This is a genomic window from Mycobacterium sp. PS03-16 (assembly GCF_004570325.1).
Classification (GTDB): Bacteria; Actinomycetota; Actinomycetes; order Mycobacteriales; family Mycobacteriaceae; genus Mycobacterium.
This window is the reverse complement of sequence record NZ_SPQO01000025.1, coordinates 22,169-47,289: the sequence shown is the minus strand read 5'-3', so window position 1 is coordinate 47,289 and position 25,121 is coordinate 22,169. Positions and strand designations below refer to the sequence as shown.

Annotated in this window: 20 protein-coding genes and 1 riboswitch; of the genes, 11 read left to right on the top strand and 9 right to left on the bottom strand. The window is 71.7% G+C overall.

The features are described from left to right. Positions 1 to 3: 3 nt before the first annotated feature. Complete coding sequence (leuS, locus tag E4P42_RS19455) at positions 4 to 2,868, bottom strand: leucine--tRNA ligase (RefSeq protein ID WP_135127713.1); 2,865 nt, start codon at positions 2,866 to 2,868, stop codon at positions 4 to 6. 209 nt (positions 2,869 to 3,077) lie between these two features. Here leuS and E4P42_RS19450 point away from each other — a divergent pair, with 209 nt between their 5' ends. Next, positions 3,078 to 3,974, top strand: coding sequence for an LpqN/LpqT family lipoprotein (locus E4P42_RS19450; RefSeq protein ID WP_135127712.1), 897 nt, complete (start codon positions 3,078 to 3,080; stop codon positions 3,972 to 3,974). A gap of 84 nt (positions 3,975 to 4,058) precedes the next feature. Then, positions 4,059 to 4,421 (top strand): hypothetical protein, encoded by a 363-nt coding sequence (locus tag E4P42_RS19445; RefSeq protein ID WP_135127711.1) that lies wholly within the window; start codon positions 4,059 to 4,061, stop codon positions 4,419 to 4,421. Between the two features lie 2 nt (positions 4,422 to 4,423). On the opposite strand, the gene E4P42_RS19440 is transcribed toward E4P42_RS19445, so the two are convergent. After that, positions 4,424 to 5,029 carry a YqgE/AlgH family protein gene (locus tag E4P42_RS19440; protein ID WP_135127710.1) on the bottom strand — a complete coding sequence of 202 codons (606 nt, stop codon included), beginning with the start codon at positions 5,027 to 5,029 and terminating at the stop codon, positions 4,424 to 4,426. Positions 5,030 to 5,178: 149 nt separating this feature from the next. On the opposite strand from E4P42_RS19440, the gene E4P42_RS19435 reads away from it, so the two are divergent. Continuing rightward, positions 5,179 to 6,468, top strand: coding sequence for an MFS transporter (locus E4P42_RS19435; RefSeq protein ID WP_135127709.1), 1,290 nt, complete (start codon positions 5,179 to 5,181; stop codon positions 6,466 to 6,468). A gap of 5 nt (positions 6,469 to 6,473) precedes the next feature. Further along, complete coding sequence (locus tag E4P42_RS19430; RefSeq protein WP_135127708.1) at positions 6,474 to 7,250, top strand: TIGR03084 family metal-binding protein; 777 nt, start codon at positions 6,474 to 6,476, stop codon at positions 7,248 to 7,250. Between the two features lie 3 nt (positions 7,251 to 7,253). Here E4P42_RS19430 and E4P42_RS19425 read toward each other — a convergent pair whose 3' ends face one another. From E4P42_RS19425 to E4P42_RS19415, 3 genes are read right to left on the bottom strand one after another with little or no spacing between them, the layout of a single operon-like run. After that, positions 7,254 to 8,483, bottom strand: coding sequence for a serine/threonine-protein kinase (locus E4P42_RS19425; RefSeq protein WP_135127707.1), 1,230 nt, complete (start codon positions 8,481 to 8,483; stop codon positions 7,254 to 7,256). Positions 8,484 to 8,534: 51 nt separating this feature from the next. Beyond that, positions 8,535 to 9,032 (bottom strand): pullulanase, encoded by a 498-nt coding sequence (locus E4P42_RS19420; protein WP_135127706.1) that lies wholly within the window; start codon positions 9,030 to 9,032, stop codon positions 8,535 to 8,537. A gap of 6 nt (positions 9,033 to 9,038) precedes the next feature. Continuing rightward, on the bottom strand, positions 9,039 to 10,499 hold the full coding sequence (locus tag E4P42_RS19415) for a CCA tRNA nucleotidyltransferase (RefSeq protein ID WP_135127705.1): 1,461 nt from the start codon (positions 10,497 to 10,499) through the stop codon (positions 9,039 to 9,041). 86 nt (positions 10,500 to 10,585) lie between these two features. Between E4P42_RS19415 and E4P42_RS19410 the strand changes: the two genes are divergently transcribed. From E4P42_RS19410 to murJ, 3 genes are all read left to right on the top strand, one after another. Further along, complete coding sequence (locus E4P42_RS19410; RefSeq protein WP_167759549.1) at positions 10,586 to 11,368, top strand: NUDIX hydrolase; 783 nt, start codon at positions 10,586 to 10,588, stop codon at positions 11,366 to 11,368. Further along, complete coding sequence (locus E4P42_RS19405; protein WP_135127703.1) at positions 11,350 to 13,800, top strand: hypothetical protein; 2,451 nt, start codon at positions 11,350 to 11,352, stop codon at positions 13,798 to 13,800. Before E4P42_RS19410 ends, E4P42_RS19405 begins: the two co-directional genes overlap by 19 nt. A 104-nt stretch (positions 13,801 to 13,904) precedes the next feature. Next, positions 13,905 to 17,567, top strand: a complete 3,663-nt coding sequence (murJ, locus tag E4P42_RS19400; protein ID WP_135127732.1) for a murein biosynthesis integral membrane protein MurJ — start codon at positions 13,905 to 13,907, stop codon at positions 17,565 to 17,567. 10 nt (positions 17,568 to 17,577) lie between these two features. Here the strand turns inward: murJ and E4P42_RS19395 are convergent, their stop codons facing one another. After that, positions 17,578 to 18,297, bottom strand: coding sequence for a hypothetical protein (locus E4P42_RS19395; RefSeq protein ID WP_135127702.1), 720 nt, complete (start codon positions 18,295 to 18,297; stop codon positions 17,578 to 17,580). A gap of 53 nt (positions 18,298 to 18,350) precedes the next feature. Further along, a riboswitch (cobalamin riboswitch) is annotated at positions 18,351 to 18,472 on the bottom strand. Positions 18,473 to 18,570: 98 nt separating this feature from the next. Here E4P42_RS19395 and sigM point away from each other — a divergent pair. The 4 genes from sigM to E4P42_RS19375 all read left to right on the top strand — a co-directional run bounded on the left by sigM (position 18,571) and on the right by E4P42_RS19375 (position 22,063). Beyond that, positions 18,571 to 19,257: an RNA polymerase sigma factor SigM gene (gene sigM / locus E4P42_RS19390; RefSeq protein WP_135127701.1), complete on the top strand. Its 687-nt coding sequence runs from the start codon at positions 18,571 to 18,573 to the stop codon at positions 19,255 to 19,257. A 109-nt stretch (positions 19,258 to 19,366) separates the two neighbouring features. Continuing rightward, on the top strand, positions 19,367 to 20,338 hold the full coding sequence (trxB, locus tag E4P42_RS19385; RefSeq protein WP_135127700.1) for a thioredoxin-disulfide reductase: 972 nt from the start codon (positions 19,367 to 19,369) through the stop codon (positions 20,336 to 20,338). 30 nt (positions 20,339 to 20,368) lie between these two features. Then, the gene (trxA, locus tag E4P42_RS19380; protein WP_135127699.1) at positions 20,369 to 20,701 is read left to right on the top strand and encodes a thioredoxin; all 333 of its coding nucleotides are present in this window, start codon (positions 20,369 to 20,371) and stop codon (positions 20,699 to 20,701) included. A 165-nt stretch (positions 20,702 to 20,866) separates the two neighbouring features. Further along, on the top strand, positions 20,867 to 22,063 hold the full coding sequence (locus tag E4P42_RS19375; RefSeq protein ID WP_135127698.1) for an N-acetylmuramoyl-L-alanine amidase: 1,197 nt from the start codon (positions 20,867 to 20,869) through the stop codon (positions 22,061 to 22,063). Between the two features lie 12 nt (positions 22,064 to 22,075). On the opposite strand, the gene E4P42_RS19370 is transcribed toward E4P42_RS19375, so the two are convergent. From E4P42_RS19370 to E4P42_RS19360, 3 genes are all read right to left on the bottom strand, one after another. Then, positions 22,076 to 22,822: an acetyltransferase gene (locus E4P42_RS19370; RefSeq protein WP_135127697.1), complete on the bottom strand. Its 747-nt coding sequence runs from the start codon at positions 22,820 to 22,822 to the stop codon at positions 22,076 to 22,078. Between the two features lie 218 nt (positions 22,823 to 23,040). After that, positions 23,041 to 24,054: a ParB/RepB/Spo0J family partition protein gene (locus E4P42_RS19365; protein ID WP_135127696.1), complete on the bottom strand. Its 1,014-nt coding sequence runs from the start codon at positions 24,052 to 24,054 to the stop codon at positions 23,041 to 23,043. Positions 24,055 to 24,081: 27 nt separating this feature from the next. Then, positions 24,082 to 25,119: a ParA family protein gene (locus E4P42_RS19360; RefSeq protein ID WP_135127695.1), complete on the bottom strand. Its 1,038-nt coding sequence runs from the start codon at positions 25,117 to 25,119 to the stop codon at positions 24,082 to 24,084. Positions 25,120 to 25,121: the final 2 nt, after the last annotated feature.

Below are 25,121 nucleotides of genomic sequence, written 5' to 3'. Positions count from 1 at the left end.
CCACTAGACGACCAGGTTGACCAGCTTGCCGGGCACCACGATGACCTTGCGCGGCGCCGTGCCGGCCAGAAACGCCTGCACCTTCTCGTCGGCCAGGGCGGCCGACTCGAGCGTGTCCTTGGCAGCGTCCGCCGCGACCGTGATGCGGCTGCGCACCTTGCCGTTGACCTGCACCGGGTACTCGACGGTGTCGGTCACCAGGTACTGCGGGTCGGCCACCGGGAACGGTCCGTGCGCCAGCGACGTCTCGTGTCCCAGCCGCCGCCATAGCTCCTCGGCCAGGTGCGGCGCCAGCGGTGCGAGCATCAGCACCAGCGGCTCGACCGCCGCGCGGGCGGTCACGCCCTCCTTGGTGAGGTGGTTGGTGTACTCGATCAGCTTGGCGGCCGCGGTATTGTTGCGCAGCGCCGCATAGTCTTCCGCCACGCCCGCGATGGTCCGGTGCAACACCCGCAGCGTCTCGGTCTCGAGCGCCTCGTGGTTGTTCAGCCGCACCGCGCCGGTCTGCTCGTCGACCACCAGCCGCCACACCCGCTGCAGGAACCGGTGCGCGCCGACGACGTCCTTGGTGGCCCAGGGCCGCGACGCCTCGAGCGGACCCATCGACATCTCGTACACCCGCAGCGTGTCGGCGCCGTAGTTGTCGCAGATCTCGTCGGGCGACACCGAGTTCTTCAGGCTCTTGCCGATCTTGCCGAACTCCTGGTTGACCTCCACCTCGCCGTCGGGCCCGGGCCAGTAGAACTTGCCCTCGCGCTCAACGACTTCCGCGGCGGGCACATAGCTCCCGCGCGCGTCGGTGTAGGCGAACGCCTGGATGTACCCCTGGTTGACCAGACGCCGGTACGGCTCACGGGAACTGACGTGGCCGAGGTCGTAGAGCACCTTGTGCCAGAACCGCGAGTACAGCAGGTGCAGCACCGCGTGCTCGACACCGCCGACGTAGAGGTCCACGCCACCCGGATCGTCCTGGCCGTGCTCGGCCGGGCGCGGACCCATCCAGTACGCCTCGTTCTCTTTGGCGCACAACGCCTCCTTGTTGTGCGGATCGGTGTAGCGCAGCTCATACCAGGAGCTACCCGCCCACTGCGGCATCACGTTGGTGTCGCGGGTGTAGGACTGCAGACCGTCGCCGAGATCCAGCTCGACGTGCACCCAGTCGGTCGCCTTGTTCAGCGGTGGGTTCGGCTCGCTGTCCGCGTCGTCCGGATCGAACAGGACCGGCGAATAGTCCGGCACGTCAGGCAATTCCACCGGCAGCGCCGACTCGGGCAGCGGGTGTGGCCTACCGTCGGCGTCGTACACGATCGGGAACGGCTCACCCCAGTAGCGCTGCCGGGCGAACAGCCAGTCACGCAGCTTGTACTCGACGCGGGCCCGGCCCCGGCCGTCGGTCACCAGCCGCTCGGTGATGGCCTCCTTCGCGGCGGCGACATCCAGGCCGTCGAGGAAACCGGAGTTCACCAGCGGGCCGTCCCCGGCGTAGGCCGCCTCCGCGACGTCGCCGCCGGCGATCACCTCCACGACCGGCAGCCCGAACTCACCGGCGAACTCCCAGTCGCGCTGATCGTGTCCGGGCACCGCCATGATCGCGCCGGTGCCGTAGCCGATCAGCACGTAGTCGGCGATGAACACCGGAATGCCCTGGCCGTTCACCGGGTTCGTCGCATGCGCGCCGAGGAAGACACCGGTCTTGGTCTTGTTCTCCTGGCGTTCGAGGTCCGACTTGGCGGCGATCGAGGCGCGGTACGCGGTGACCGCCTCGGCAGGGGTCGCCGCACCGAACGTCCACCGCGCATCGGTGCCCTCGGGCCACTGCGCCGCGGTCAACGCGTCGACCAGCGGATGCTCGGGCGCCAGCACCATGTAGGTGGCGCCGAACAGCGTGTCGGGCCGGGTGGTGAACACCTCGATGTCCCCGGCGGCCGTCCCGAACAACACGCTCGCGCCGGTGGAACGGCCGATCCAGTTGCGCTGCATGGACTTGACCTTGTCCGGCCAGTCCAGCACGTCGAGGTCCTCGAGCAGCCGGTCGGAGTAGGCCGTGATACGCATCATCCACTGCTGCAACCGTTTCCGGAACACCGGGAAGTTGCCGCGATCACTGCGCCCGTCGGCGGTGACCTCCTCGTTGGCCAGCACCGTGCCCAGACCCGGGCACCAGTTGACCACCGAGTCCGCGCGGTAGACCAGCCGGTGACCGTCGATGACATCGGCGCGTTCGCCGGCCGACAGCTGCGACCACTGCCTGCCGTCGTCGAGGGAGCGGGTGCCTGCCTCGAACTCGGCGACCAGTTCGCTGATCGGCCGGGCCCGATTGGCGTCCCGGTCGAACCAGGCGTTGTAGATCTGCAGGAAGATCCACTGCGTCCACTTGTAGAAGTCGACATCGGTGGTGGAGAAACTGCGCCGCGCGTCGTGTCCCAGCCCCAGCCGCCCGAGCTGGCGGCGGAAGTTGACGATGTTGGCCTCGGTCCTGGTGCGCGGATGCGTGCCGGTCTGGATCGCGTATTGCTCGGCGGGCAGACCGAAGGCGTCGAAACCCAACGCGTGCAGGACGTTCCGGCCCGTCATCCGGTAGTAGCGGGCGTAGACGTCGGTGGCGATGTACCCGAGCGGGTGCCCGACGTGCAGTCCCTCCCCCGACGGGTAGGGGAACATGTCCTGGACGAACATCTTGTCCGCGGGCACCGCGCCGTCCGCCGGCGCCAGCTCGCCGACCGGATTGGGCACGTTGAACGTGCCGTCGGCGGCCCAGGTCTGCTGCCAGGCGTGCTCGATCCGCCCGGCGAGTTCCGCGGTGTAGCGGTGCTGCGGGGCGTCGGCCTCGGCGGCCCGGTCGGGCTGCGTGGTCGGGGATTCGGTCACCTCACCAGGGTATAAGGAGGCCCTACGCACAGCTCGGGGCCCATGTCACCCCGCCGCCGGACACGTCTTGGTATCGGTTCCGTCGCGGGGACGTCAGAGGTTGGTCCCAAGTCGGTTCCGGCGCTGGTGGCTAACCGCCCGCCCCGGATACGTTCGGCGCGTGACTCGAGGGCGACCCGCCCCTCGAGCATTCGAGAAGGAAGGCGTCGATGATCGAGATCGCCCGCCGCCGGCGGGTTCTGGCACTGATGGTGGCCGCGGGGACGGCCGGTGTGATGGGCCTGTCGAGTGCGACCGCCGTTGCCCAGCCCGCGTTCCCGCAACCGCCGGTGCCGGTACCCAACCCGGTGACCCAGTCGGTGGCCGCCGTCCCGGAGTCGGCCGTCGTCCCGGGTAGCACCGGTGCGCTCACCCCCGGCGCGGTGGCCACCCCGGCCGCCGCCGCGGTGACCGCGCCACCCGCCCCCAGCATCCTGCCCGCGTCGTCGGGCACGCTGGCCGAGTTCTTCGCGGCGAAGAACGTGGCGATGCAACCGCAGGCGGCACGCGATTTCAAGGCGCTCAACATCACGCTCCCGATGCCGCCCGGCTGGGCCTACATCCCCGACCCGAACGTGCCCGAGGCGTTCGCGGTGATCGCCGACCGGGTCGGCGGCGACGGGCTCTACTCGTCCAACGCGCAGCTCAAGGTGTACAAACTGCTCGGCGACTTCAACCCTGACGAAGCCATCAGCCACGGCTTCATCGACAGTCAGATGCTGCCGGCGTGGCGGTCCACCGACGCGTCGCTGGCTCCCTACGACGGTATGCCGTCCTCGCTGATCGAAGGCACCTTCCGGGAGAACCAGCTGACGCTGAACACCTCCCGCCGGCACCTCATCGCCCAGTCCGGCGCCGACCGCTACCTGGTGTCGCTGGCGGTGACCACGACCGTCGACCAGGCCGTCGCGGCCGCCAACGCCACCGACGCGATCGTCACCGGCTTCAAGGTGAAGTCACCCACCGCGCAGGCGCCGGTGCCGCCACCGCCGCCCCCGGCTCCGCTGCCCGGGGTACCGCCGATGCCGAACCTCGCGCCGCTGCCGCAGCCACTCGGGCTGCCCTGATGACGACGTCCCCCGGGCGATGCCTGGCGCCCGGGGGGCGCCCCAGCTTTGGTCCACCGCGCGCGGCTCGTATCCTTGCATCCCATGGTTGTCGCTGCGGTGCTGTGCCTGTGTGCCGCCGTCGCGGTCGGCGTCGGCGGGTTGTGGCTGCTGACGCGGCCGCGCTCCGCTGATCCGCTGCGCCAGGTGTTGCGCGCGGTGGCCCCCACCCAGTTGGCGGCCGCGGTCATGCTGGCCGCCGGCGGGGTGGTCGCGCTGTCGGCGCCCCGGTCGACCGCGGTCCTCGCGGTGATCGCCTGCGCGGTCGGCGCCGTCGCCACCGTCGGCGCCGGATGCTGGCAGAGCGCGAAGGTGGTGGCTCAGGGTCAGGCCCGAACCGAGGCCGCCGAACCCGCGGCCGACGGCTGCGCGGGCAGCTGCGCCAGCTGCGTGCTGTCGTGCCGCTGACGTCAGTTGCGGCTGATGTCGATCGGGTGCGTCGCCAGCAGCGACAGCGGTAGGGGCTGACGGCGCAGCACCCGCGCCCACAGGTCGGTCCGCGATTCGACCATCACGTCGGATGGCAACGCCGACAACACGATCCAGTCGTCGCGCTCGATCTCGCCCTCGAGCTGACCGATCGTCCAGCCGGAGTAGCCGGCGTAGATCCGAACTCCTTCCAGCACGGGCGCGAGCTCGTCGGGATCGGCGTCGAGATCGACCATCACCATGCGGCCCTGCACATGGCGCAGGCCGGGCACCCCGGTGGCCTCGACACCGGTGCGCAGCGTGGCCAGGCACAGCGCCGCATCGCGTTTGACCGGACCGCCGATGAACATCGTCTTCGGTTTGGCGGCCAGCTTCGCCCACTGCGGCAGCACGTTGTACACAGCGGTGTCGCTGGGGCGGTTGAGGACCACGCCGAGCGTGCCGCCGTCGTTGTGCTCCACCACGTAGATGACGCTGCGCCGGAACGTCGGCTCCAGCAGGTCGGTGTTGGCGAGCAGCAGCGTTCCCGCGCGTACGCGCTGTGCTGCCGGGGCGATGAAGTCCTCCGGATCGTCTGACTGCGCCACGAGTCCATCATGGCACCGGGGTCCGGCCGATGTGGCGAACGGGCGGCGACCACCCCGATATTTGTACTGTGGACGGGGTGCCCGGCACCTCGCTCGCCTCGACGGCGACGCCGTTTCGACCCTCTCCCCGTGACAGGACGTGATCTTCCGTGGTTGACGCTCGCGCGCCACGCGCGGTGTGGCGGTCGACGCGCGCCCTTCCCGAGTTCCGGCGGCTGCTCGAATTGCGCGCCGTCAGCCAGTTCGGCGACGGGCTGTTCCAGGCGGGGCTGGCCGGCGCCATCCTGTTCAACCCCGAACGGGAAGTCGAGCCGTGGGCGATCGCCGGTTCGTTCGCGGTGCTGTTCCTGCCGTACTCGTTGCTCGGCCCGTTCGCCGGTGCCCTGCTCGACCGCTGGGACCGCCGACTCGTCTTGATCGCCGCCAACCTGGGCCGCCTGCTGCTGGTCCTCGGCGTCGCCGCGCTACTCGCCACCCGCACCGCCGACCTGCCGATCCTGTTCGGCGCGCTGATCGTCAACGGGTTCACCCGGTTCGTCTCGTCCGGCCTGTCCGCGGCGCTCCCCCACGTCGTCCCGCGCGAGCAGGTGGTGGCGATGAACTCGGTGGCCGCGGCGACCGGGGCGGTGGCGGCATTCGCCGGCGCGAACTTCATGCTGCTGCCCCGCTGGGCGTTCGGCGCCGACGACACCGGCGCCTCGGTGATCATCCTCCTCGCCGCGGTCCCGGTGGCGCTGGCGCTGTGGCTGTCGGTGCGCTTCGGCCGCCACGTGCTCGGCCCCGACGACAGCGTGCGGGCCATCCACGGATCGGTCGCCTATGCGGTCGCCACCGGGTGGGTGCACGGCGCCCGAACGGTGCTCGCCGTCCGGACCGTGGCCGCCACGCTGTCCGGGCTGGCCGCCCACCGGGTGGTGTTCGGCATCAACACGTTGATGGTGCTGGTGATGGTCCGCCACACCGAGACCGACACCGTGGCCGGCCTGGGTACCGCGGTGCTGTTCATCGCCTCCACCGGCTCGGGGTCGTTCCTGGCCACGGTCGCCACGCCGGCGCTGATCGCGCGCTGGGGCCGCTACCGCACCGCCAACGGCGCCCTCGCCGCCGCGGTGCTGATCCAGCTCGCCGGCGTGACCCTGCTGCTGCCAGTGATGGTGGTGTGCGGTTTCCTGCTCGGCGCGGCGGGGCAGATCGTGAAGCTGTGCGCCGACACCGCGATGCAGATCGACGTCGACGATGCGCTGCGCGGCCACGTCTTCACCGTGCAGGACGCGTTGTTCTGGATCGCGTTCGTCGGCGCCATCGCCGCGGCGGCGCTCGTCATCCCCGCCGGCGGCCATGCGCCCGGTCTGGCCGCCGCCGGGGTGGCCGTCTACCTCGTCGGATTGGCGCTGCACGCGTGGATCGGCAAGCAGGCGCGACCCGCGCCGCTAGGGTGACCGCTGTGGCAGCCGCCGACGCCCTCGTGGCCGACCTCCGCGCTGAAAGCGACGACCTGGACGCGCTGGTCGCCGACCTGCCCGCACCGCGGTGGTCGGCCGAGACACCCGCTGCGGGCTGGACGATCGCCCACCAGATCGCGCACCTACTGTGGACCGACCGCGTCGCGCTGCTGTCGGTGACCGACGAGGCGGGCTTCAACGAGGTGCTCGGCGCGGCCGCCACCGACCCGACCGGGTTCGTCGACAAAGGCGCCGCCGACGTGGCCACCATGGCGCCGGACGAGCTGCTGGCCGACTGGCGACGCACCCGCGGCCGGTTGCACGATGCGCTGCTGACAGTGACGGACGGCCGCAAGCTGCCCTGGTTCGGTCCGCCGATGAGCGCCGCGTCGATGGCCACCGCACGACTGATGGAGACGTGGGCGCACGGGCTCGACGTCGCCGACACGCTGGGGGTGCGCCGAGCGCCGACCGACCGGCTGCGCGCCATCGCCCACATCGGGGTCCGCACCCGCGACTTCGCGTTCGCCGTGCACGACCGGCCTGCGCCGACGGAACCGTTTCACGTGGAACTGACCGCACCCGACGGGTCGACGTGGACGTGGGGGCCGGCAGAGGCCGCGCAACGTGTGACCGGGTCGGCCGAACACTTCTGCTTCCTGGTGACCCAGCGCCGGGCCCTGGCCGACCTCGACGTCACCGCGGTGGGTCCGCAGGCCCAGGAGTGGCTGACCATCGCGCAGGCGTTCGCGGGGCCGCCCGGTCAGGGACGAGGCTGACGGCTAGTCGCGTTTGCCGTTCCCGTTCCCGTTGCCCTTGTTGCCGTTGCCGTTGCCCTTGTTGCCGTTGCCCCTGCCCTCGTCGCCCTTCTTCTCCTCGCCCCAGTCCTGCTGCGGGACCAGTTGCGCCGGCTGCTCCACCGGCGGCGGCGGCGGTGGCGGCGGGGGCGGGGGTGGTGGCGCCACCGGGGTACTGGTGCTGACCGGCTGCGGCGCGGGTGTGGTGGAGAACGGGTCCATCGCGAGTGCGAGCGCGGCGATCGCGAACGCCGCCAGGACCGCCGCCGCTCCGGCCACCTTGGGCCTGCGGCCGGAGAATCGCCGCGGTGGGGGCGGCGGCAGGTAGGTCATCGCGGGCGGCAGCGGGGCGGCGAGCACCCGGGTGGCCGGCCGCGGTGTGGGCGCGCTACCGGACAGCGCGCCCGGATCGCCGGACAGCGCCGCGCGCATCTGCCTCGCACTGGCGAACCGCACCCCGGGGTCGCGGGCCATGGCCCGGGCGACGACCTCGGCCAGGACCGGATCGACGTCGTTGCGGTACGCGGTGACCGGCGGCGGTGGCTGGTCCATGATCGCCCGCGCCAGCGCGGCCGGATTGTCCTGCGGGAAGGCGCGACGCGCGAGCAGCGCCTCATAGGCCATCAGACCGACAGCGTAGAGATCGTCGGCCACCGAGGCGGGCGCCCCGGCCACCCGCTCCGGGCTCATGTACGCCATCGTGCCGATGATCTGCCCGGTCGTCGTGTGCGCGGCGCCGCCGGTCTTGGCGATGCCGAAGTCGGCGACCTTGAGGCTGTCGCCGCTCGTCGAGAGCAGGATGTTGCCCGGTTTGATGTCGCGGTGCAGAACCCCGGCGGCGTGCGCGGCCTCCAGTGCGCCCAGGACGTCCCCGAGCATGGCGCGCACCTGCGCCGGGGCCATCGGACCCTCGGCGATGATGTCGCCGAGCGTGCGGCCCGGCAGGCGTTCCATCACGATGAACGGCGTGCCGTCGTGTTCGCCGTAATCGTGCACGGACACGATGTTGGGGTGCGACAGCGCCGCCGCCGACCGGGCCTCGTCCTCGAAGCGGCGCCGGACGTCCGGTTGCGCCTGCAGCGCCGGGTGCAGCAGTTTGATCGCGACCGCACGGTCCAGGCGCGTGTCCCACCCGTCGCGGACCTCGGCCATCCCGCCGCAGCCCAACAGGTCACGCACCTCGTAGCGGCCGGCGAGCACCTCGTGGCCGGTCATAGGCGTTGCGTAGCCCCGTTCCCGTCGGCGTAAACCCGACGGCGGCACCTCCTAGAGGTCGGCGGCGGCGTCGGCGCGGCCGTCGCCGTCGGCGTCGGTGAGCCGGACGTCCCACCGGCCGTCCCCGTCGGTGTCGACGTACGCGGCGTCACCGCCGAGCGCGCGGTCGGCGAGCCCGTCGCCGTCGGCGTCGACCAGCGTGTCGTCGACCTGACCGTCGGCGTCGAGGTCGACCAGCGGCCCGCCGGTCTGCTCGACACCGTCGAGCCCGAACCACCGCACCTGCCCGGCCCGGTCGACCGTGAGCAGCCACGTGCCCGATCCGTCATCGGTGAACCGCGCCTCGGCCCGGTCGTCGTCGTCCAGATCGCGGGCCGCCACATCGGCGATGCCGTCGCCGTCGGTGTCGGCCAGCGCGTCGTCGATCCGCCCGTCGGCGTCGAGGTCCAGCCCGACCGCGTCGAAGACCCCGTCACCGTCGGTGTCGACATCCGGTTCGGCGGTCCACATCGTCGCCGCACCCGTCGTATCCCCGAGGCAGTAGTCCACACCGGTTCAGACGCCGGGCTGCGTCCGTGCGTTCCACCACCTCAGCAGTTCCTCCTTCGCCTCGTCGTGCGAGAGCGGGCCGCGGTCGAGCCGCAGCTCCTTGAGGTGGCGCCAGGCCTGCCCCACCTCGGGGCCCGCCGGGATGCCGAGGATCGCCATGATCTCGTTGCCGTCGAGATCGGGGCGGACCCGTTGCAGATCCTCCTGCGCGGCCAGTTCGGCGATGCGGTGCTCGAGGTCGTCGTAGTTGGCCTGCAGCCGCGCGGCGCGGCGCTTGTTGCGGGTCGTGCAGTCGGCGCGGACGAGCTTGTGCAACCGGGTCAGCAGCGGACCGGCGTCGGTGACGTAGCGGCGCACCGCCGAATCGGTCCACCGGCCGTCCCCGTACCCGTGGAACCGTAGGTGCAGATAGACCAGCTGCGAGACGTCGTCGACCATCTGCTTGGAGTATTTGAGCGCCCGCATGCGTTTGCGGGTCATCTTCGCGCCGACCACCTCGTGGTGGTGGAAACTCACGCCGCCGTCGGGTTCATGGCGACGGGTGGCGGGCTTGCCGATGTCGTGCAGCAGCGCCGCCCACCGCAGCACCAGGTCCGGGCCCTCGTTCTCCAGGTCGATCGCCTGGCGCAGCACCGTGAGCGAGTGCTGGTAGACGTCCTTGTGCTGGTGGTGTTCGTCGATGGCCATCCGCATACCGCCGACCTCCGGCAGCACGACATCGCCCAGGCCGGTGTGCACCATCAGGTCGATCCCGGCCACCGGATCGGCGCCCAGCAGCAGCTTGTCCAGTTCCGCGGCGATCCGCTCGGCGGTGATGCGCGACAGCTGCGGCGCCATCTCGACCATCGCCTCGAGCACCCGCGGCGCCACGGTGAACCGCAGCTGACTCACGAAGCGCGCGGCCCGCAGCATCCGCAGCGGATCGTCGCCGAACGACACCTGCGGCGCCGACGGGGTGTCGAGCACGCCCGCACGCAGCGCGGCCAGGCCGCCCAGCGGGTCGTGGAATTCGCCCGGACCGTCCGCGCCGATTGCGACGGCCATGGCGTTCACCGTGAAGTCGCGGCGGACCAGGTCGTCTTCGAGCCGGTCACCGAACCGCACCTGCGGATTGCGTGACACCTGGTCGTAGCTGTCGGCCCGGAACGTGGTGATCTCCAGCCGGTGCCCCGCCTTGCCGACCCCGACCGTCCCGAACTCGATGCCGGTGTCCCACAGCGCATCCGCCCACGGCCGCAGGAACGCCTGCATCTGCTCGGGCCGCGCGTCGGTGGTGAAGTCGAGGTCGCTGCCGAGCCGCCCCAGCAGGGCGTCGCGCACGCTGCCGCCGACCAGGTACAGCTGATGGCCGGCGGCCGCGAACACCGCCCCGATTCCGCGCAGGACGTCGCCGTCGCGGTTGAGCGCCACCGCGGCGCGCGCGAGCAGCTCGGCGTCGGCCGCGGCGTCGTGGTGGGTGTCGGGCACGTTCGTCGAGCTTAGATGGTCACGGTACGGCCGCGACCGGCGAGTGTGGCGGGGACCGATACCAGCTGGCAGCTACTATCGCTTGGGTGTCGGAAGGCGAACAGCCCAAATCACGACGCCGCCGCGGGCGACGTCGTGGCCGACGCGCGGCCGGTCCACCGCAGGCCCTCACCGACGCGCAGGGCGACGCCACCGCACCCGCCGACCAGTCTCCGGCGCCCACCGCCAAACCCACCGACCAGGCGCGCAAGACCCGGCCCCGGCGGCCACCCGAACGCCTGCGCACCGTGCACGAGACCTCCGCGGGCGGTCTGGTCATCGACGGGATCGACGGGCCCAAGGACAGTCAGGTCGCGGCGCTGATCGGCCGCGTCGACCGGCGCGGCCGCATGCTGTGGTCGCTGCCCAAGGGCCACATCGAGATGGGTGAGACCGCCGAGCAGACCGCGATCCGCGAGGTCGCCGAGGAGACCGGCATCCAGGGCAGCGTGCTCGCCGCGCTCGGCAGCATCGACTACTGGTTCGTCACCGAGGGCCGCCGGGTGCACAAGACCGTGCACCACTACCTGATGCGCTTCTCGGGCGGGGAACTGTCCGACGAGGATGTCGAGGTCACCGAGGTGGCCTGGGTGCCGCTGCGCGAACTGCCCAAACGGCTGGCCTACGCCGACGAGCGCCGGCTCGCCGAGGTCGCCGACGAACTCATCGACCGGCTGCACGCCGACGGTCCCACCGCGCTGCCGCCGCTGCCGCACTCGGCGCCGCGGCGCCGTCCCCAGACCCATTCGCACACCCGCAACCGTCGTCGGGACGAGTCCAGCCAAACCCCACCCGGCCGGCGGACGAACGGATGCGGACAGGGCACGTGAGAACCGTGGCGGTGCCCCGCCTGCTGGCCGCACTCGTGCTGGTGCTGTTGACCATCGTCCCGACCGCGCTGCCGCAGGCCGCCGCGGCCGAGACCGGCGAGACCCAGTTCCTGGCGCTGCGCATCGACCGGGTGACCCCCGAGGTCGTCACCACCACCAGTGAACCCGTCGTCACCGTCGCCGGCGTCGTCCGCAACGTCGGCGACCGCACCGTGCGCGACGTCGTGGTGCGCCTGGAACACGCCGCCGCCGTCGACAGCTCCTCGGGTCTGCGCACCAACCTCACCGGCAACCTCGACCAGTACGACCCGGTCGCGAACTTCGTCACCGTCGCCCCCGAGCTGCCGCGCGGCCGCGACGTGCCGTTCACGCTGACCTATCCGATGCGCTCGGCCGACCAGCCGTCGATGAACATCCGGCAGCCCGGCGTGTACCCGGTGCTGGTCAACGTCAACGGCACCCCCGACTACGGGGCACCGGCCCGCCTCGACGACGCCCGGTTCCTGCTGCCGGTGCTGGGCGTCCCGCCCGAGGGCGCCGCCGACTCGGTGGCCGAGACGCTGACGTCCGTGGTGCCGCCGGACACCTCGCGACCGGTGCAGATGACGATGTTCTGGCCGCTGGCCGACCGGCCTCGCCTGGCCGCGGGCGTGCCCGGCGGCCCGGGTCCGGTGCGACTGATCGACGACGAGTTGGCGGTGGCCCTGGCTCCCGGCGGCCGGCTCGACACCCTGCTCGGCGCGGTCGACTTCGCGACCAGCCCGCCCGTCGACCCGGGCGGGGACGTCGGCCGGGCACTGTGTCTGGCGGTCGATCCGGACCTGCTGGTGACGGTGAACGCGATGACCGCCGGCTACGTCGTCACCGCCGGCCCCGACGCCGGGCCGATGACCCCGACCCGCCCTGGCGCCGGTCGGGATGCCGCGATCGCGTGGCTCAACCGGCTCAAGGGGCTCGCGCAGCGGATGTGCGTGGTGCCGACCACCTACGCCCAGGCCGACCTGGACGCGCTGCAGCGGGTGGGCGACTCCGGGCTGGCCGCGATCGCCACCCGCGGGGCCGGCGACATCGTCGACCGGGTCCTGGGCATCACCTCCACCCGCGGGGTCACGGTGCTCGGCGACGGCCCGCTGACCGGCCCGGCCGCCCAGTTGCTCACCGCGCAGGGCCGCACCGTGGTGATCGGCGCGGCGCCACTGGCCGCCGACGACACCAGCACCGGCCTGGGCTCGACACCCGACCTGGCGCCGGTCCGCTACTCCCCCGACCTGGTCGCGGTGCCGTTCGACCCGACCGTGGGGGCGGCACTGGCCGGCGCGGGCACCGATCCCGGGTCGCCGACCTATCTGGACCCGTCGCTGGACATCCCGCTGCACCACGACTCCGAGGTGGCGCGCCGCCAGGACGCACTCGGTGCGCTGCTGTGGCGCGGCCTGCGACCGGACCTCACCCCGCGCAGCCAGGTGCTCGTCCCGCCGCTGGCGTGGAACGTGCAGGACGACGACGCCCGCGCCGTGCTCACCGCGGTGGGCACCGCGATCCGGGCCGGGCTGGCCGTACCGCGGCCGGTCGCCGAGATCGTCACGCAGGCCGAGGCGGTGGCCCCGCGGCCCGATGCCGGCTGGCCGACCGGCACGACCGGCGATCCGCGCGGGCGCATCGACGACGACGTCACCTCGAGCATCGCCGCCACGACCGGCCGCCTGTGGGGTCTGACCGCCGCGCTCGGCGTCGACGAGCGCACCGGACTGACCGGCACCTCCTACACCGCGCCGCTGCGCGAGGACATGCTGCGCGCGCTGAGCCAGTCGGTGCCGCCCAACGCCCGAAACGGCCTGGCCAAACAACGCGTGGCGGTGGTGACCGACACGGTGCGGGACATGTTCGGCGCCGTCACGATCGTCAACCCCGGGGGCGCCTACACGCTGGCCACCGAGCGCAGCCCGCTGCCGCTGGCCCTGCGCAACGACCTGCCGGTGCCGATCCGGGTGCGGCTGGCCGTCGACGCGCCGCCCGGGATGACCGTCGACGACATGGGTGAGATCTCCCTGCCGCCGGGCTTCCTACCGCTGCGGGTGCCGATCGAGGTGCACTTCACCCAGCGCGTCGCGGTCGACGTCGCGCTGCGCACCGCCGACGGGTTGCCGCTGGGCGAACCGGTCCGCCTGTCGGTGCACTCCAACGCCTACGGCAAGGTGCTGTTCATCATCACCATGACCGGCGCCGTGGTGCTCGCGCTTCTGGTCGGCCGACGGCTGTGGCACCGCTTCCGCGGCCAGCCCGACCGTGCCGATCTGGACCGGCCCAAACGGGCCTACGCCGAGGCCCGGTACCACTCCGACCCGCTCGAGACCGCGCTGCGGCACGCCCCCGGTGACGAGCGCGCCGGCACCGGGGCGCGCCGCGACCACCCCGCCGGCGAGCGCAAGTGAATCCCACCGGGCGGGGACAGTTCGGTCCCCCACCGAATTCCGTACCGAATCCACCACCGGGTCCGCAGCCGCCGTATCCCCCGCCGTATCCGCCGCCCCGCCGCATTCCGCCCCGGCCCCCGTACGCCGCACCCGGACCGCCGCCGCGCCGCACCCCGCCCCCACCGCCGCGCCAGCGCATCCCGCGCGGCCCGGCCCCGCGCCGCCGCGCCGGGCGCCCGGAACTGTCCGATGCGGCCGTGGTATCGCGGTCCTGGGGGATGGCGCTGGCCACGCTGGTCAGCCGGATCACCGGGTTCCTGCGCATCGTGCTGCTCGCGGCGATTCTCGGCGCGGCGCTGTCGAGTTCGTTCACGGTCGCCAACCAGCTGCCCAACCTGGTGGCGGCGCTGGTGCTCGAGGCCACGTTCACCGCGATCTTCGTGCCGGTGCTCGCCCGCGCCGAACGCGACGACGCCGACGGCGGCACCGCGTTCGTCCGCCGGCTGGTGACGCTCGCGACCACGCTGCTGCTCGTCGCGACCGTGCTGTCGGTGGCGGCCGCACCGCTGCTGGTGCGTCTGATGCTCGGCGACGACCCTCAGGTCAACAACCCGCTCACCACCGCGTTCGCCTACCTGCTGTTACCGCAGGTGATCTTCTACGGCCTGACGTCGGTGTTCATGGCGATCCTCAACACCCGCAACGTGTTCGGCCCGCCCGCGTGGGCGCCCGTGGTGAACAACGTGGTCGCGATCGCGACGCTCGGGCTGTACGTGCTCGTGCCCGGCGAACTGTCGATCGATCCGGTCGAGATGGGCAATGCCAAGCTGCTGGTGCTGGGCATCGGCACCACGCTGGGCGTCGTCGCCCAGGCCATGGTGCTCCTGGTCGCGATCCGCCGCGAGCGGATCAGCCTGCGGCCGCTGTGGGGCATCGACGACCGGCTCAAGAAGTTCGGCGCGATGGCCGCCGCGATGGTGCTCTACGTCCTGGTCAGTCAGGTCGGCCTGGTGGTCACCAACCAGATCGCCAGCTCCGCGGCCGCGTCCGGCCCGGCGATCTACAACTACACGTGGCTGGTGTTGCAGCTGCCGTTCGGCATCATCGGCGTCACGGTGCTCACCGTCGTCATGCCGCGCCTGTCGCGCAACGCCGCCGCCGACGACATCCCGGCCGTACTCGGCGACCTGTCGCTGGCGACCCGGCTGACCATGGTGACGCTGATCCCGATCGTCGCCGTGATGACCGTCGGCGGCCCGGCCATCGGTAGTGCGCTGTTCGCCTACGGCAACTTCGGCGAGACCGACGCCGGCTACCTCGGCATCGCGATCACCCTGTCGGCGTTCACGCTGATCCCCTATGCGCTGGTGCTGCTGCAGCTGCGCGTGTTCTACGCCCGCGAACAGCCGTGGACGCCGATCATCATCATCATCGTCGTCACCACGGTGAAGGTGATCGCCTCGCTGGCCGCGCCCGCCCTGACCGACGACCCCGAGTTGGTGGCCGGGCTGCTCGGCACCGCGAACGGCATCGGGTTCGTGGCGGGCGCGGTGGTCGGGGCGATCCTGCTGCGCTCGAGCCTGCACCCGCCGGGTGGCCGGATGCTCGACATCGCGGTGTTGCGCACCATCCTGGTGACCACGGCCGCCTCCCTGGCCGCCGGTCTGCTGGCCCACGTGGCCGACCAACTGCTCGGCCTGGCGGCGCTGACCGAACGCCTGGGTGCGGGCGGCTCGCTGCTGCGGCTGACCGTGCTCGGGATCATCATGGCGCCGGTGATCGCCGGGGTGCTGCTGGCGGCGAAGGTTCCCGAGGCCGACGCCGCGGCTGCGTTCGTGCGCCGCCGGCTCGGCGGACGCCGGTCGGTGTCCGCGCCGTCAATATCCGGGCGTGACGCACCGCGTCCCGCCGGTGCCTTCCCGTACGCTGACCACAGAAGTGCACACCCGGTACGGCGGAGTCGGGGCCCGTCGGCCGGGGTGGAACAGCCCTGGGTGCACGGCGCCGGGGCGGGGACGGGGAAAGGACCAGCGGTGAGCGACGACTCCGCGGGCGATTCCGCTGCGCCACCCGACGGCGCGGCCACCACCAAGATCTCGCGGGACGCCCTGTCGCGTCCCGGCGAGACGCGGCCCGCCGCCGACGACTTCCAGCCCGACGTCGCGTCCGAGGATCTCGGCGGCGCCACCACCGAGATGCCCCGGTCCGGCCGCCCGCCCGCCGACTACGGCGGCGACCCGACCCGCGAGACACTGCCGTTCGCGCCGCCCAGCGAACCCCCGATCGAGGCGGCCACGTCCGACGAGGACGTCACCCTGATCCCCGGCGCCACCATCGCCGGCGGCCGCTACCGGCTGCTGGTGTTCCACGGCGGCCCCCCGACGCTGCAGTTCTGGCAGGCCCTCGACACCGCGCTGGACCGGCAGGTCGCGCTGACGTTCGTGGACCCCGAGGCGACGCTGCCCGACGAGCGGCTGCAGGAGATCCTGTCCCGCACGCTCAAGCTGAGCCGGCTCGACATGCCGGGCGTGGCACGGGTGCTCGACGTCGCGAACACCGGATCGGGCGGGCTCATCGTGTCGGAGTGGATCCGCGGCGGATCGCTGGCCGAGGTGGCCGAGACGTCGCCCTCCCCGATCGGCGGGGCCAGGGCGATGCAGTCGCTGGCCGCGGCCGCCGAGGCCGCCCACCGCTCCGGTGTCGCGCTGTCGATCGACCATCCGAGCCGTGTGCGGGTGAGCATCGAGGGCGATGTGGCGCTGGCCTTCCCGGCGACCATGCCCGACGCCACCCCCGAGGACGACATCCGCGGCATCGGCGCCGCGCTGTACGCGCTGCTGGTCAACCGGTGGCCGCTGCCGGAGACCGGCGTGCCCAGCGGCCTGGCGCCCGCCGATCGTGACCCCGCAGGCGAAGCCGTCGAACCGCGCTCCGTCGACCGCGACATCCCGTTCCAGATTTCGGCGGCCGCCGCCCACGCCGTCCAGCGCGACGGTGGGATCCGCAGCGCCCCAACGTTGCTCAACCTCCTCCAGCAGGCCACCGCGATCGCCGACCGCACCGACCTGATCTCACCGGTCGACCAGCCCGACGGATCGTCGTCGCGCCTGCGCGGGGGAGCCGACGACGATCCGGAAGCACAGGCCCGGCGCAAACGCGGTCTCGTGGTGGGCATCACCGTCGGCGCCGTGATCATCGTCGTCGCGCTGGTGGTGCTGGCCACGGTGCTCAGCCGTATCTTCGGTGACGTGGGCGGCGGATTCGACGGCGACGAGCTCGGCCTCAACGCACCGACCACGTCGGCCGAATCCGGCTCCGGGCCAGGCACTCCCGGTAATGTCATCCGCCCGGTGCGGGCCACCGTCTTCTCCCCCGCCGGCGGCGCCGACAACCCCGACCAGGCCGGTAACGCCATCGACGGCAACGCCTCGACCGTGTGGCCGACCGACATCTACTCCGACCCGACACCGTTCCCGAACTTCAAGAACGGGGTCGGGCTGATGCTGGAGCTGTCGCAGCCGACCACGTTGGACTCGGTCGACATCACGGTCAACAGCACCGGCACCACGGTGCAGATCCGCTCGGCGGACTCCCCGAGCCCCTCCTCACTCGAGGGCACCACCGAGTTGACCCCGTCGACCCCGCTGCAGCCCGGCAGCAACACCATCGACGTCACCGACGCCCAGCCCACGTCCAACGTGCTGGTGTGGATCGACACCCTCGGCACCGTCAACGGGGAGAGCCGCAGCGACATCTCCGAGATCACGCTCAAGGGCACCACGTGAGCGCTCGTCGCTAGCGCGTCACCGCCCGTCCGGTCAGCGGACAGTCGCCACAGCAGAAACTGTGGGTGGTGCGGTAGAACAGGCAGCAGCTGCGCCGCAGCGCCGCGCCGTCACCCCCGCGTACCACGTGTCCCGCCAACGGTTCTCGCGTCAGCATCGCCGACGCCACCGCGTCGAGCCGCGCGTCGGGGCGGCCGGCCGCGACGGTGCGAGCGGCGGTGTACAGCGCCGATGCGGCGTTACCCCACAGCAGCCCGTCGGCGACCGGTGCAACCGTGCGCAGCGCCGCGTGCAGTCCGGTCAGCTGACCGGAAAGCACGGCGCCGATGAGGCTTTCGGCCACGTCGCCGGCGGACAGGGTCGTGGCGTCCCGCCCGCGCGGCTCGTCGAGGGTCACCGACACCGACCCCGCGCCGGTGACCGTGTACCGCAGCCCGGCCAGGTCGAGGATCACACCGCCGCAGCGCCACACCCCCAGTGCCAACGACCAGTACCGGGCCGCGAGCCCGAACTGCAGCGTGGAGATCGCCACCCGGGCCTCCGACGAGCCGATCTGCCGGCCGACGGCATCGACGACGGCGCGCAGCCGGTCGGGCGCGCAGAACTGCTCCGCGGACAACGACACCCCCGCGGTGTCGCGCGGCGCGGTGAAGTACATCCCGAACCCGGCGGCCTCGGCCAGCGCCGACCGGACCCGGGCGCGTTCCACGGCGGCGGGCGGCGCCTCCATGCGCGATCTCCGTCCCGGGGTGTCCCGCCCCGTTCGACCGGCCCGCGGCGGCGCAATGTCCTGACTCCCGGATCGGCGCTCGCCCCGACCTTCCGGCCCGGCGGCCGTGGTCACGCGTGGGGTTCGCTCCCCGGTCACAGTGGCGGGACCGTGCCGGATTCACACCGGCTTCCTGCGACCCGTCGCGGCTGACGCGGTCGAGCGTAGCTGGGTTGTCCACAGCGCGGCGAATTCGTGCCGGCCACCCGCCGCGACACCGCTTAGTGTTCGGCTGTGGGGAGCTTCGAGGCCATCGGCCGGTCGGATGCACAGCTGCTGGCCGCGCACGTGGCCGGCGACCGGTACGCGTTCGAGGAGCTGTTCGTCCGCCACCACCGCCGGCTCACCCGGCTGGCGCAGATGACCAGCCGCAACCCCGAGGACGCCCGCGACGCCCTGCAGGACGCGATGCTCTCGGCGCACCGCAAGGCGGCGTCGTTCCGGAACGACTGCGCGGTCAGCAGCTGGCTGTACCGCATCGTGGTCAACGCCTGCCTCGACCGGATGCGCCGCAGCCGCACCCAGGCCACGAGCACACTGCTCGACGACGACCACCCGGTCGGCGATCCGACGGCACGGGTGGACACCGCGATCGTCGTGCAGCGGGCGCTGCTGAGCCTGCCGGTCGAACAGCGCGCCGCGGTGGTGGCGGTCGACATGCAGGGCTACTCGGTCGCCGAGACCGCCCGAATGCTCGGCGTGGCCGAGGGCACCGTGAAGTCCCGCTGCAGCCGCGCCCGGGCGAAACTGGCCGACGTGCTCGCCACGATCGACGCCGGCGAGGAGACCACCGCGCCGACCGCCGCCGGCACGCCGCGTGCGCTGCGGCACGGCACGCTCACCCGCGCCGGCGCCCCACGCCGGCGACACCGCGGCCCCGGCGCCCACGTGTCGGCGCGCCGGCACACACCGCGGACGTGACCTGGCGCTCGGTATCGGCCCGCCACGCGTGACCCTGCCGACGCCCGGGAACACCCAGACCTAGGCTGGTGTTGCTACCCGTGCCGAGTGAGACGGCAGAAAGGCTCATATGACCACCTCAGACAAGGTCCACGAACTCATCATCATCGGTTCCGGCCCGGCCGGTTACACGGCGGCCGTGTACGCGGCGCGCGCACAGCTCGAACCGCTGGTGTTCGAGGGCAGCCAGTTCGGCGGTGCGCTCATGACCACCACCGAGGTGGAGAACTACCCCGGCTTCCGCAACGGCATCACCGGCCCCGAGCTGATGGACGAGATGCGCGAACAGGCGCTGCGCTTCGGCGCCGACCTGCGCATGGAGGACGTCGATGCGGTGTCGCTCGACGGCCCCGTCAAGACGGTGACGGTGGGCGACGAGACGCACCGGGCCCGCGCGGTGATCCTCGCCATGGGGGCCGCCGCACGCCATCTCGGCGTTCCCGGCGAGGAGACGCTGCTCGGCATGGGGGTGAGCACCTGTGCGACGTGTGACGGCTTCTTCTTCCGTGACCAGGACATCGCGGTCATCGGTGGCGGCGACTCGGCCATGGAGGAGGCGACGTTCCTCACCCGCTTCGCCCGCAGCGTCACCGTCATCCACCGCCGCGAGGAGTTCCGCGCATCGCGGATCATGCTGGAACGCGGCCGGGCCAACGAGAAGATCACGTTCATGACCAACACCGCGGTCACCGAGGTCGAAGGCGATCCGAAGGTGACCGGGCTGCGCCTGCGCGACACCGTCACCGGTGAGGAATCCAAGCTCGCCGTGACCGGTGTGTTCGTCGCGATCGGCCACGTGCCGCGGTCGGATATCGTGCGCGGTCAGGTCGACCTCGACGAGGACGGGTACGTGCTCGTCGAGGGTCGCACCACCAGCACGTCGGTCGAGGGCGTCTTCGCGGCCGGCGACCTGGTGGACCGCACCTACCGCCAGGCCATCACCGCCGCGGGCAGCGGCTGTTCGGCGGCCATCGACGCCGAGCGCTGGCTCGCCGAAATCGGCGTCGCGCCAACGGATCAAGAGATCTCCGCCCCGATCTGAGCAGTCACTCCCCCGAGAGGAACACATCCCATGGCTGACAACAGCGCCACCGTCGCGGTCACCGACGACTCGTTCTCCACCGACGTGCTGTCGAGCAGCACCCCGGTGCTGGTGGACTTCTGGGCCACCTGGTGCGGGCCGTGCAAGATGGTCGCCCCGGTGCTCGAGGAGATCGCTTCGGAGAAGGCGGGTGCGCTCACCGTCGCGAAGCTCGACGTGGACGCGAACCCCACCACCGCGCGGGACTTCCAGGTGGTGTCGATCCCGACGATGATCCTGTTCAAGGGCGGGGAACCGGTCAAGCGCATCGTCGGTGCGAAGGGTAAGGCCGCACTGCTGCGCGAGCTCGCCGACCTGATCTGACGGCATCGGGACCGCATCGGACCGCGACGCGGTCCGGGGGTTGTCCGCCTGGCGTTTTCCGGAATGCCGTGAAGTTCTGAGACAATGCCTACCGGGCCGTGGGGCATAAGTCGGTGCGGCATGGGTACTGACAGTCGGAGCCGGGGGCCGGCCGAAGGGGCGAGAATGTCGAGTCTGCGTCACGGGGATCGCGGAGCAGCGGTCACCGAGATACGGGCAGCGCTCGGGGCGCTCGGCCTGCTGGAGAGTCCCGACGACGATCTGACCACCGGTAGGCACGTCGCGGTCGACGTGTTCGACGACGATCTGGACCAGGCGGTGCGCGCGTTTCAGCAGCACCGCGGCCTGCTGGTGGACGGCATCGTCGGCGAGGCCACCTATCGCGCGCTCAAGGAGGCGTCCTACCGCCTGGGCGCCCGCACCCTCATGCACCAGTTCGGCGCGCCGATGTACGGCGACGACGTGGCGACCCTGCAGGCCCGGTTGCAGGACCTCGGTTTCTACACCGGTCTGGTCGACGGGCACTTCGGCCTGCAGACCCATCACGGCCTGTCGTCGTACCAGCGCGAGTACGGCCTGTACCCGGACGGCATCTGCGGTCCGGAGACGTTGCGCTCGCTGTACTTCCTCGGCTCCCGGGTGACCGGCGGATCGCCGCATGCCATTCGCGAGGAGGAGCTGGTCCGCCGGTCCGGTCCCCGGCTCTCCGGTAAGCGGGTCATCATCGATCCGGGCCGCGGCGGCGGCGATCACGGGCTGATCATGCCGGGCCCGGACGGCCCGATCAGCGAGGCCGACATCCTGTGGGACCTCGCCAGCCGTCTCGAGGGCCGGATGACCGCGATCGGCATGGAGACGTTCCTGTCCCGGTCGGCAAGCCGTAGCCCGTCGGACGCCGAACGTGCCGCCACCGCCAACACCGTCGGCGCCGATCTGATGATCAGCCTGCGCTGCGCCACTGCGCCCACGCCCGCCGCCAACGGCGTCGCCTCGTTCCACTTCGGGAACTCGCACGGTTCGGTGTCGACCATCGGCCGCAACCTCGCCGACTTCATCCAGCGGGAAGTGGTGGCGCGCACCGGCTTACAGGACTGCCGCACCCACGGCCGCACCTGGTCGCTGCTGCGGCTGACCCGGATGCCCACCGTGCAGGTCGATGTCGGCTACGTGACCAACCCCGGCGACCGGGACCTGTTGGTGTCCAGTCAGAATCGGGACGCGATCGCCGAGGGCATCCTCGCCGCCGTCAAACGGCTGTACCTGCTCGGCAAGAACGACCGGCCCACCGGTACGTTCACCTTCGCCGAACTGCTCGCCCACGAGTTGTCCGTGGAGCAGGCCGGCCGGCTCTCGTCGGGCTAGTCCGCCACCCGATCACACACAGCGGGCACTGCCCGCCCCCACCGGCTGCTGAAGCTGGGCGGACTCCAGCAGGCGCTCGAGCGCGGCTTCCACGTCGGCCTTCCAGCCGAGGCCCTGTTCGAGTTCCAGGCGCAGCCGCGGGAAGTACCGATGCGGCGCCACGACGGTGAATCCGACCTGCTCGAGGAAGTCGGTGTCCACCATGCACTGGTGCACCGAACAGTCGCCGAGCACCTCGACCACCGCGGTCAGATCGTCGGGCACCGTTCGCGGGTCGAGAAGTTCGTCGGCAGCCTCGGTGCGGCCGAACGCCTCCAGAGCGCGCACCCCGCGTCGCACCAGGTCGCCGACCACGGAGGTGAGCAGATCGTGGGCGAGCCCGGCGGTGCCGTCGCCCTGCTCCACCCCCACCGTGGTCAGAAGCACGGCGTCCGCGCTGACCGGACCGGTGGGGAACAGCCCGGCTCGCGGCACGGCGCGGGGCGGGGCGTAGAACGCATATCCCAGGCACGGGTCCTCGGCCGGTTCGAGCGAGGGTTCCCCATCGGAGGTCTCCGCGCACTGCACGGCCACCTGTCCACATGAACCCCACTCGAGCATGACCATCGACAGCCACGCTTCCTTCTCGAATTCGGGGTCGGTGAGGTGGTCGTCCCGCCCGAGCGTGGACGGATCGACCTCCCAGAAGACGCAGCGCCGTGCGTGCTTGGGAAGCTGCTCGAATCCCTCGAGTCGCAAGGGCGTGATGCGTGCCGACACTAGGCTCCCCGGTTCTCGTACGCCGCCGACCGACGCAGCGCAGTCTCCAGCATAGGAGAGCGCGCCGCGTTGTGCCCGTGCCGGCCGGACGTGGCGGCCGCGGCGTCGCCCCAGGGCGAACGCCGTTGCCGCACAGGCGCTTTACCGGCTTCAGGCACGAGCGGAAGGCTGGCCGGCCGCGGTGGTGTCACAGTGACGGAATGCCCGCATGTCCTTGGTCAGGGCTTCGTCGAGTTCATCAGGTCCACAATGCGCTGCAGATCGTCGACGGAGCCGAACTCCACGACGATCTTGCCCTTGCGTTTGCCGAGGCTAACCGTGACGCGGGTGTCGAATGCCGTCGACAGCTGTTCAGCAACGTCCTGCAGGCCGGGCATGTGGATCGGCTTGCGGCGCGGAGCCGACGGCGTACCCGGTTCGGCCCGGTTGGCGAGCGTGACCGCCTCCTCGGTGGCACGCACCGACAGGCCCTCCGCGATGATCCGGGCGGCCAACTCCTCCTGGCGTTCCGGACCGCCTTCGAGCGCGAGCAGCGCCCGCGCGTGGCCGGCCGAGAGTACGCCCGCGGCCACCCGGCGCTGCACGGCGATCGGCAGCCGCAGCAATCGGATCATGTTCGTGATCAGCGGACGCGACCGTCCGATCCGCGACGCCAATTCATCGTGGGTGACCCCGAACTCGTCGAGCAGCTGTTGGTAGGCGGCCGCCTCCTCCAGCGGGTTGAGCTGGACGCGGTGGATGTTCTCGAGCAGCGCATCGCGGAGCATGCTGTCGTCGGCGGTCTCACGCACGATCGCCGGGATCGCGGTGAGCCCCGCCTCCTGGGCGGCGCGCCACCGCCGCTCCCCCATCACCAACTGGTAGCGGACACCGCTTCCGCCGGTCTCGTCCGCGCGCAACGCGCGGACGACGATCGGCTGCATGAGCCCGAACTCCTTGATGGAGTGGATCAGTTCGGACAGCGCCTCGTCGTCGAACACCTGACGCGGCTGCCGGGGGTTCGGTTCGATCTCACCCGGGGGGATCTCGCGGTACACCGCGCCGACCTCGTCGTCGGCCGGCGCCGGGGCCGGGCTGGGCGCGGACGCGCCACCGCCGAGCACGACGTCGGCGGCCGCCGCCCCCATCCGCGGTCCGTCGAGGGCGGGTTTACCGTCCTCGGCGGGGCCGGTGGGGATGAGTGAGGCGAGGCCGCGGCCGAGGCCGCTGCGCTTACGGGTGGGCTGCGTCATGTCCTTCTTTCCTCTACACGCACTCGGTCAGCGACGGGCGCCGTCGCGGGGGCCGTCCTGGTTGCCCTCCTGGGGCGATCCCCGCAGCGCCAGCTCACGGCTGGCGTCCAGGTAGCTCATCGCGCCGCGCGAGCCGGGGTCGTAATCCAGGATCGTCATGCCGTAGCCCGGCGCCTCGGAGACCTTCACGCTGCGTGGGATCACGGTGCGCAGCACCTTGTCTCCGAAGTGCGCGCGGACGTCGACCGCCACCTGATCGGCGAGCTTGGTCCGGCCGTCATACATCGTCAGCACCACCGTGGACACGGTGAGTTCCGGATTGAGGTGCGCCTTGACCATCTCGATGTTGCGCAGCAGCTGGCCCACACCTTCGAGGGCGTAGTACTCACACTGGATCGGGATGAGCACCTCCGGCGCGGCGACCAGAGCGTTGATGGTGAGCAGGCCCAGTGACGGCGGGCAATCGATGAAGACGTAGTCGAAGTCGTAGTGCTTCAGCTCGGCCAGCGCGGTGCGCAGCCGCCCTTCCCGGGCCACCATGCTGACGAGTTCGATCTCGGCACCCGCCAGATCGATCGTCGCGGGCACGCAATAGAGCCGCTCGCTGTGCGGGCTACGCTGCAGCGCCTCCTGCACCGGGATCTCCCCGATGAGCACCTCGTAGGACGAGGCGGTCCCCGGCCGATGCTCGATGCCGAGCGCGGTGCTCGCGTTGCCCTGGGGGTCGAGGTCGATCACGAGGACCTTCAGCCCCTGCAGCGCGAGCGCCGCCGCGATGTTCACCGCGGTGGTCGTCTTGCCGACGCCGCCCTTCTGATTGGCGATCGTGAACACGCGCTGCTTCGCCGGGCGAGGCAGCTGACCCTGCGTGGCCGAGTGCAGAAGCCGGACGGCCCGCTCGGCCTCCGCACCGATCGGGGTGTCGATCCCCGCGTCGTTCTGCCAGTCCGTTGTGGGCGCCGCCGGCGCCGGCGCCGCCGACGCGGGCCATGTTTCACGTGAAACGCTCGCCGCCGCGGAGCCACCGGCCGACGAGCCGCCGCCGGTGTCCGGTCCTCGACTCATGC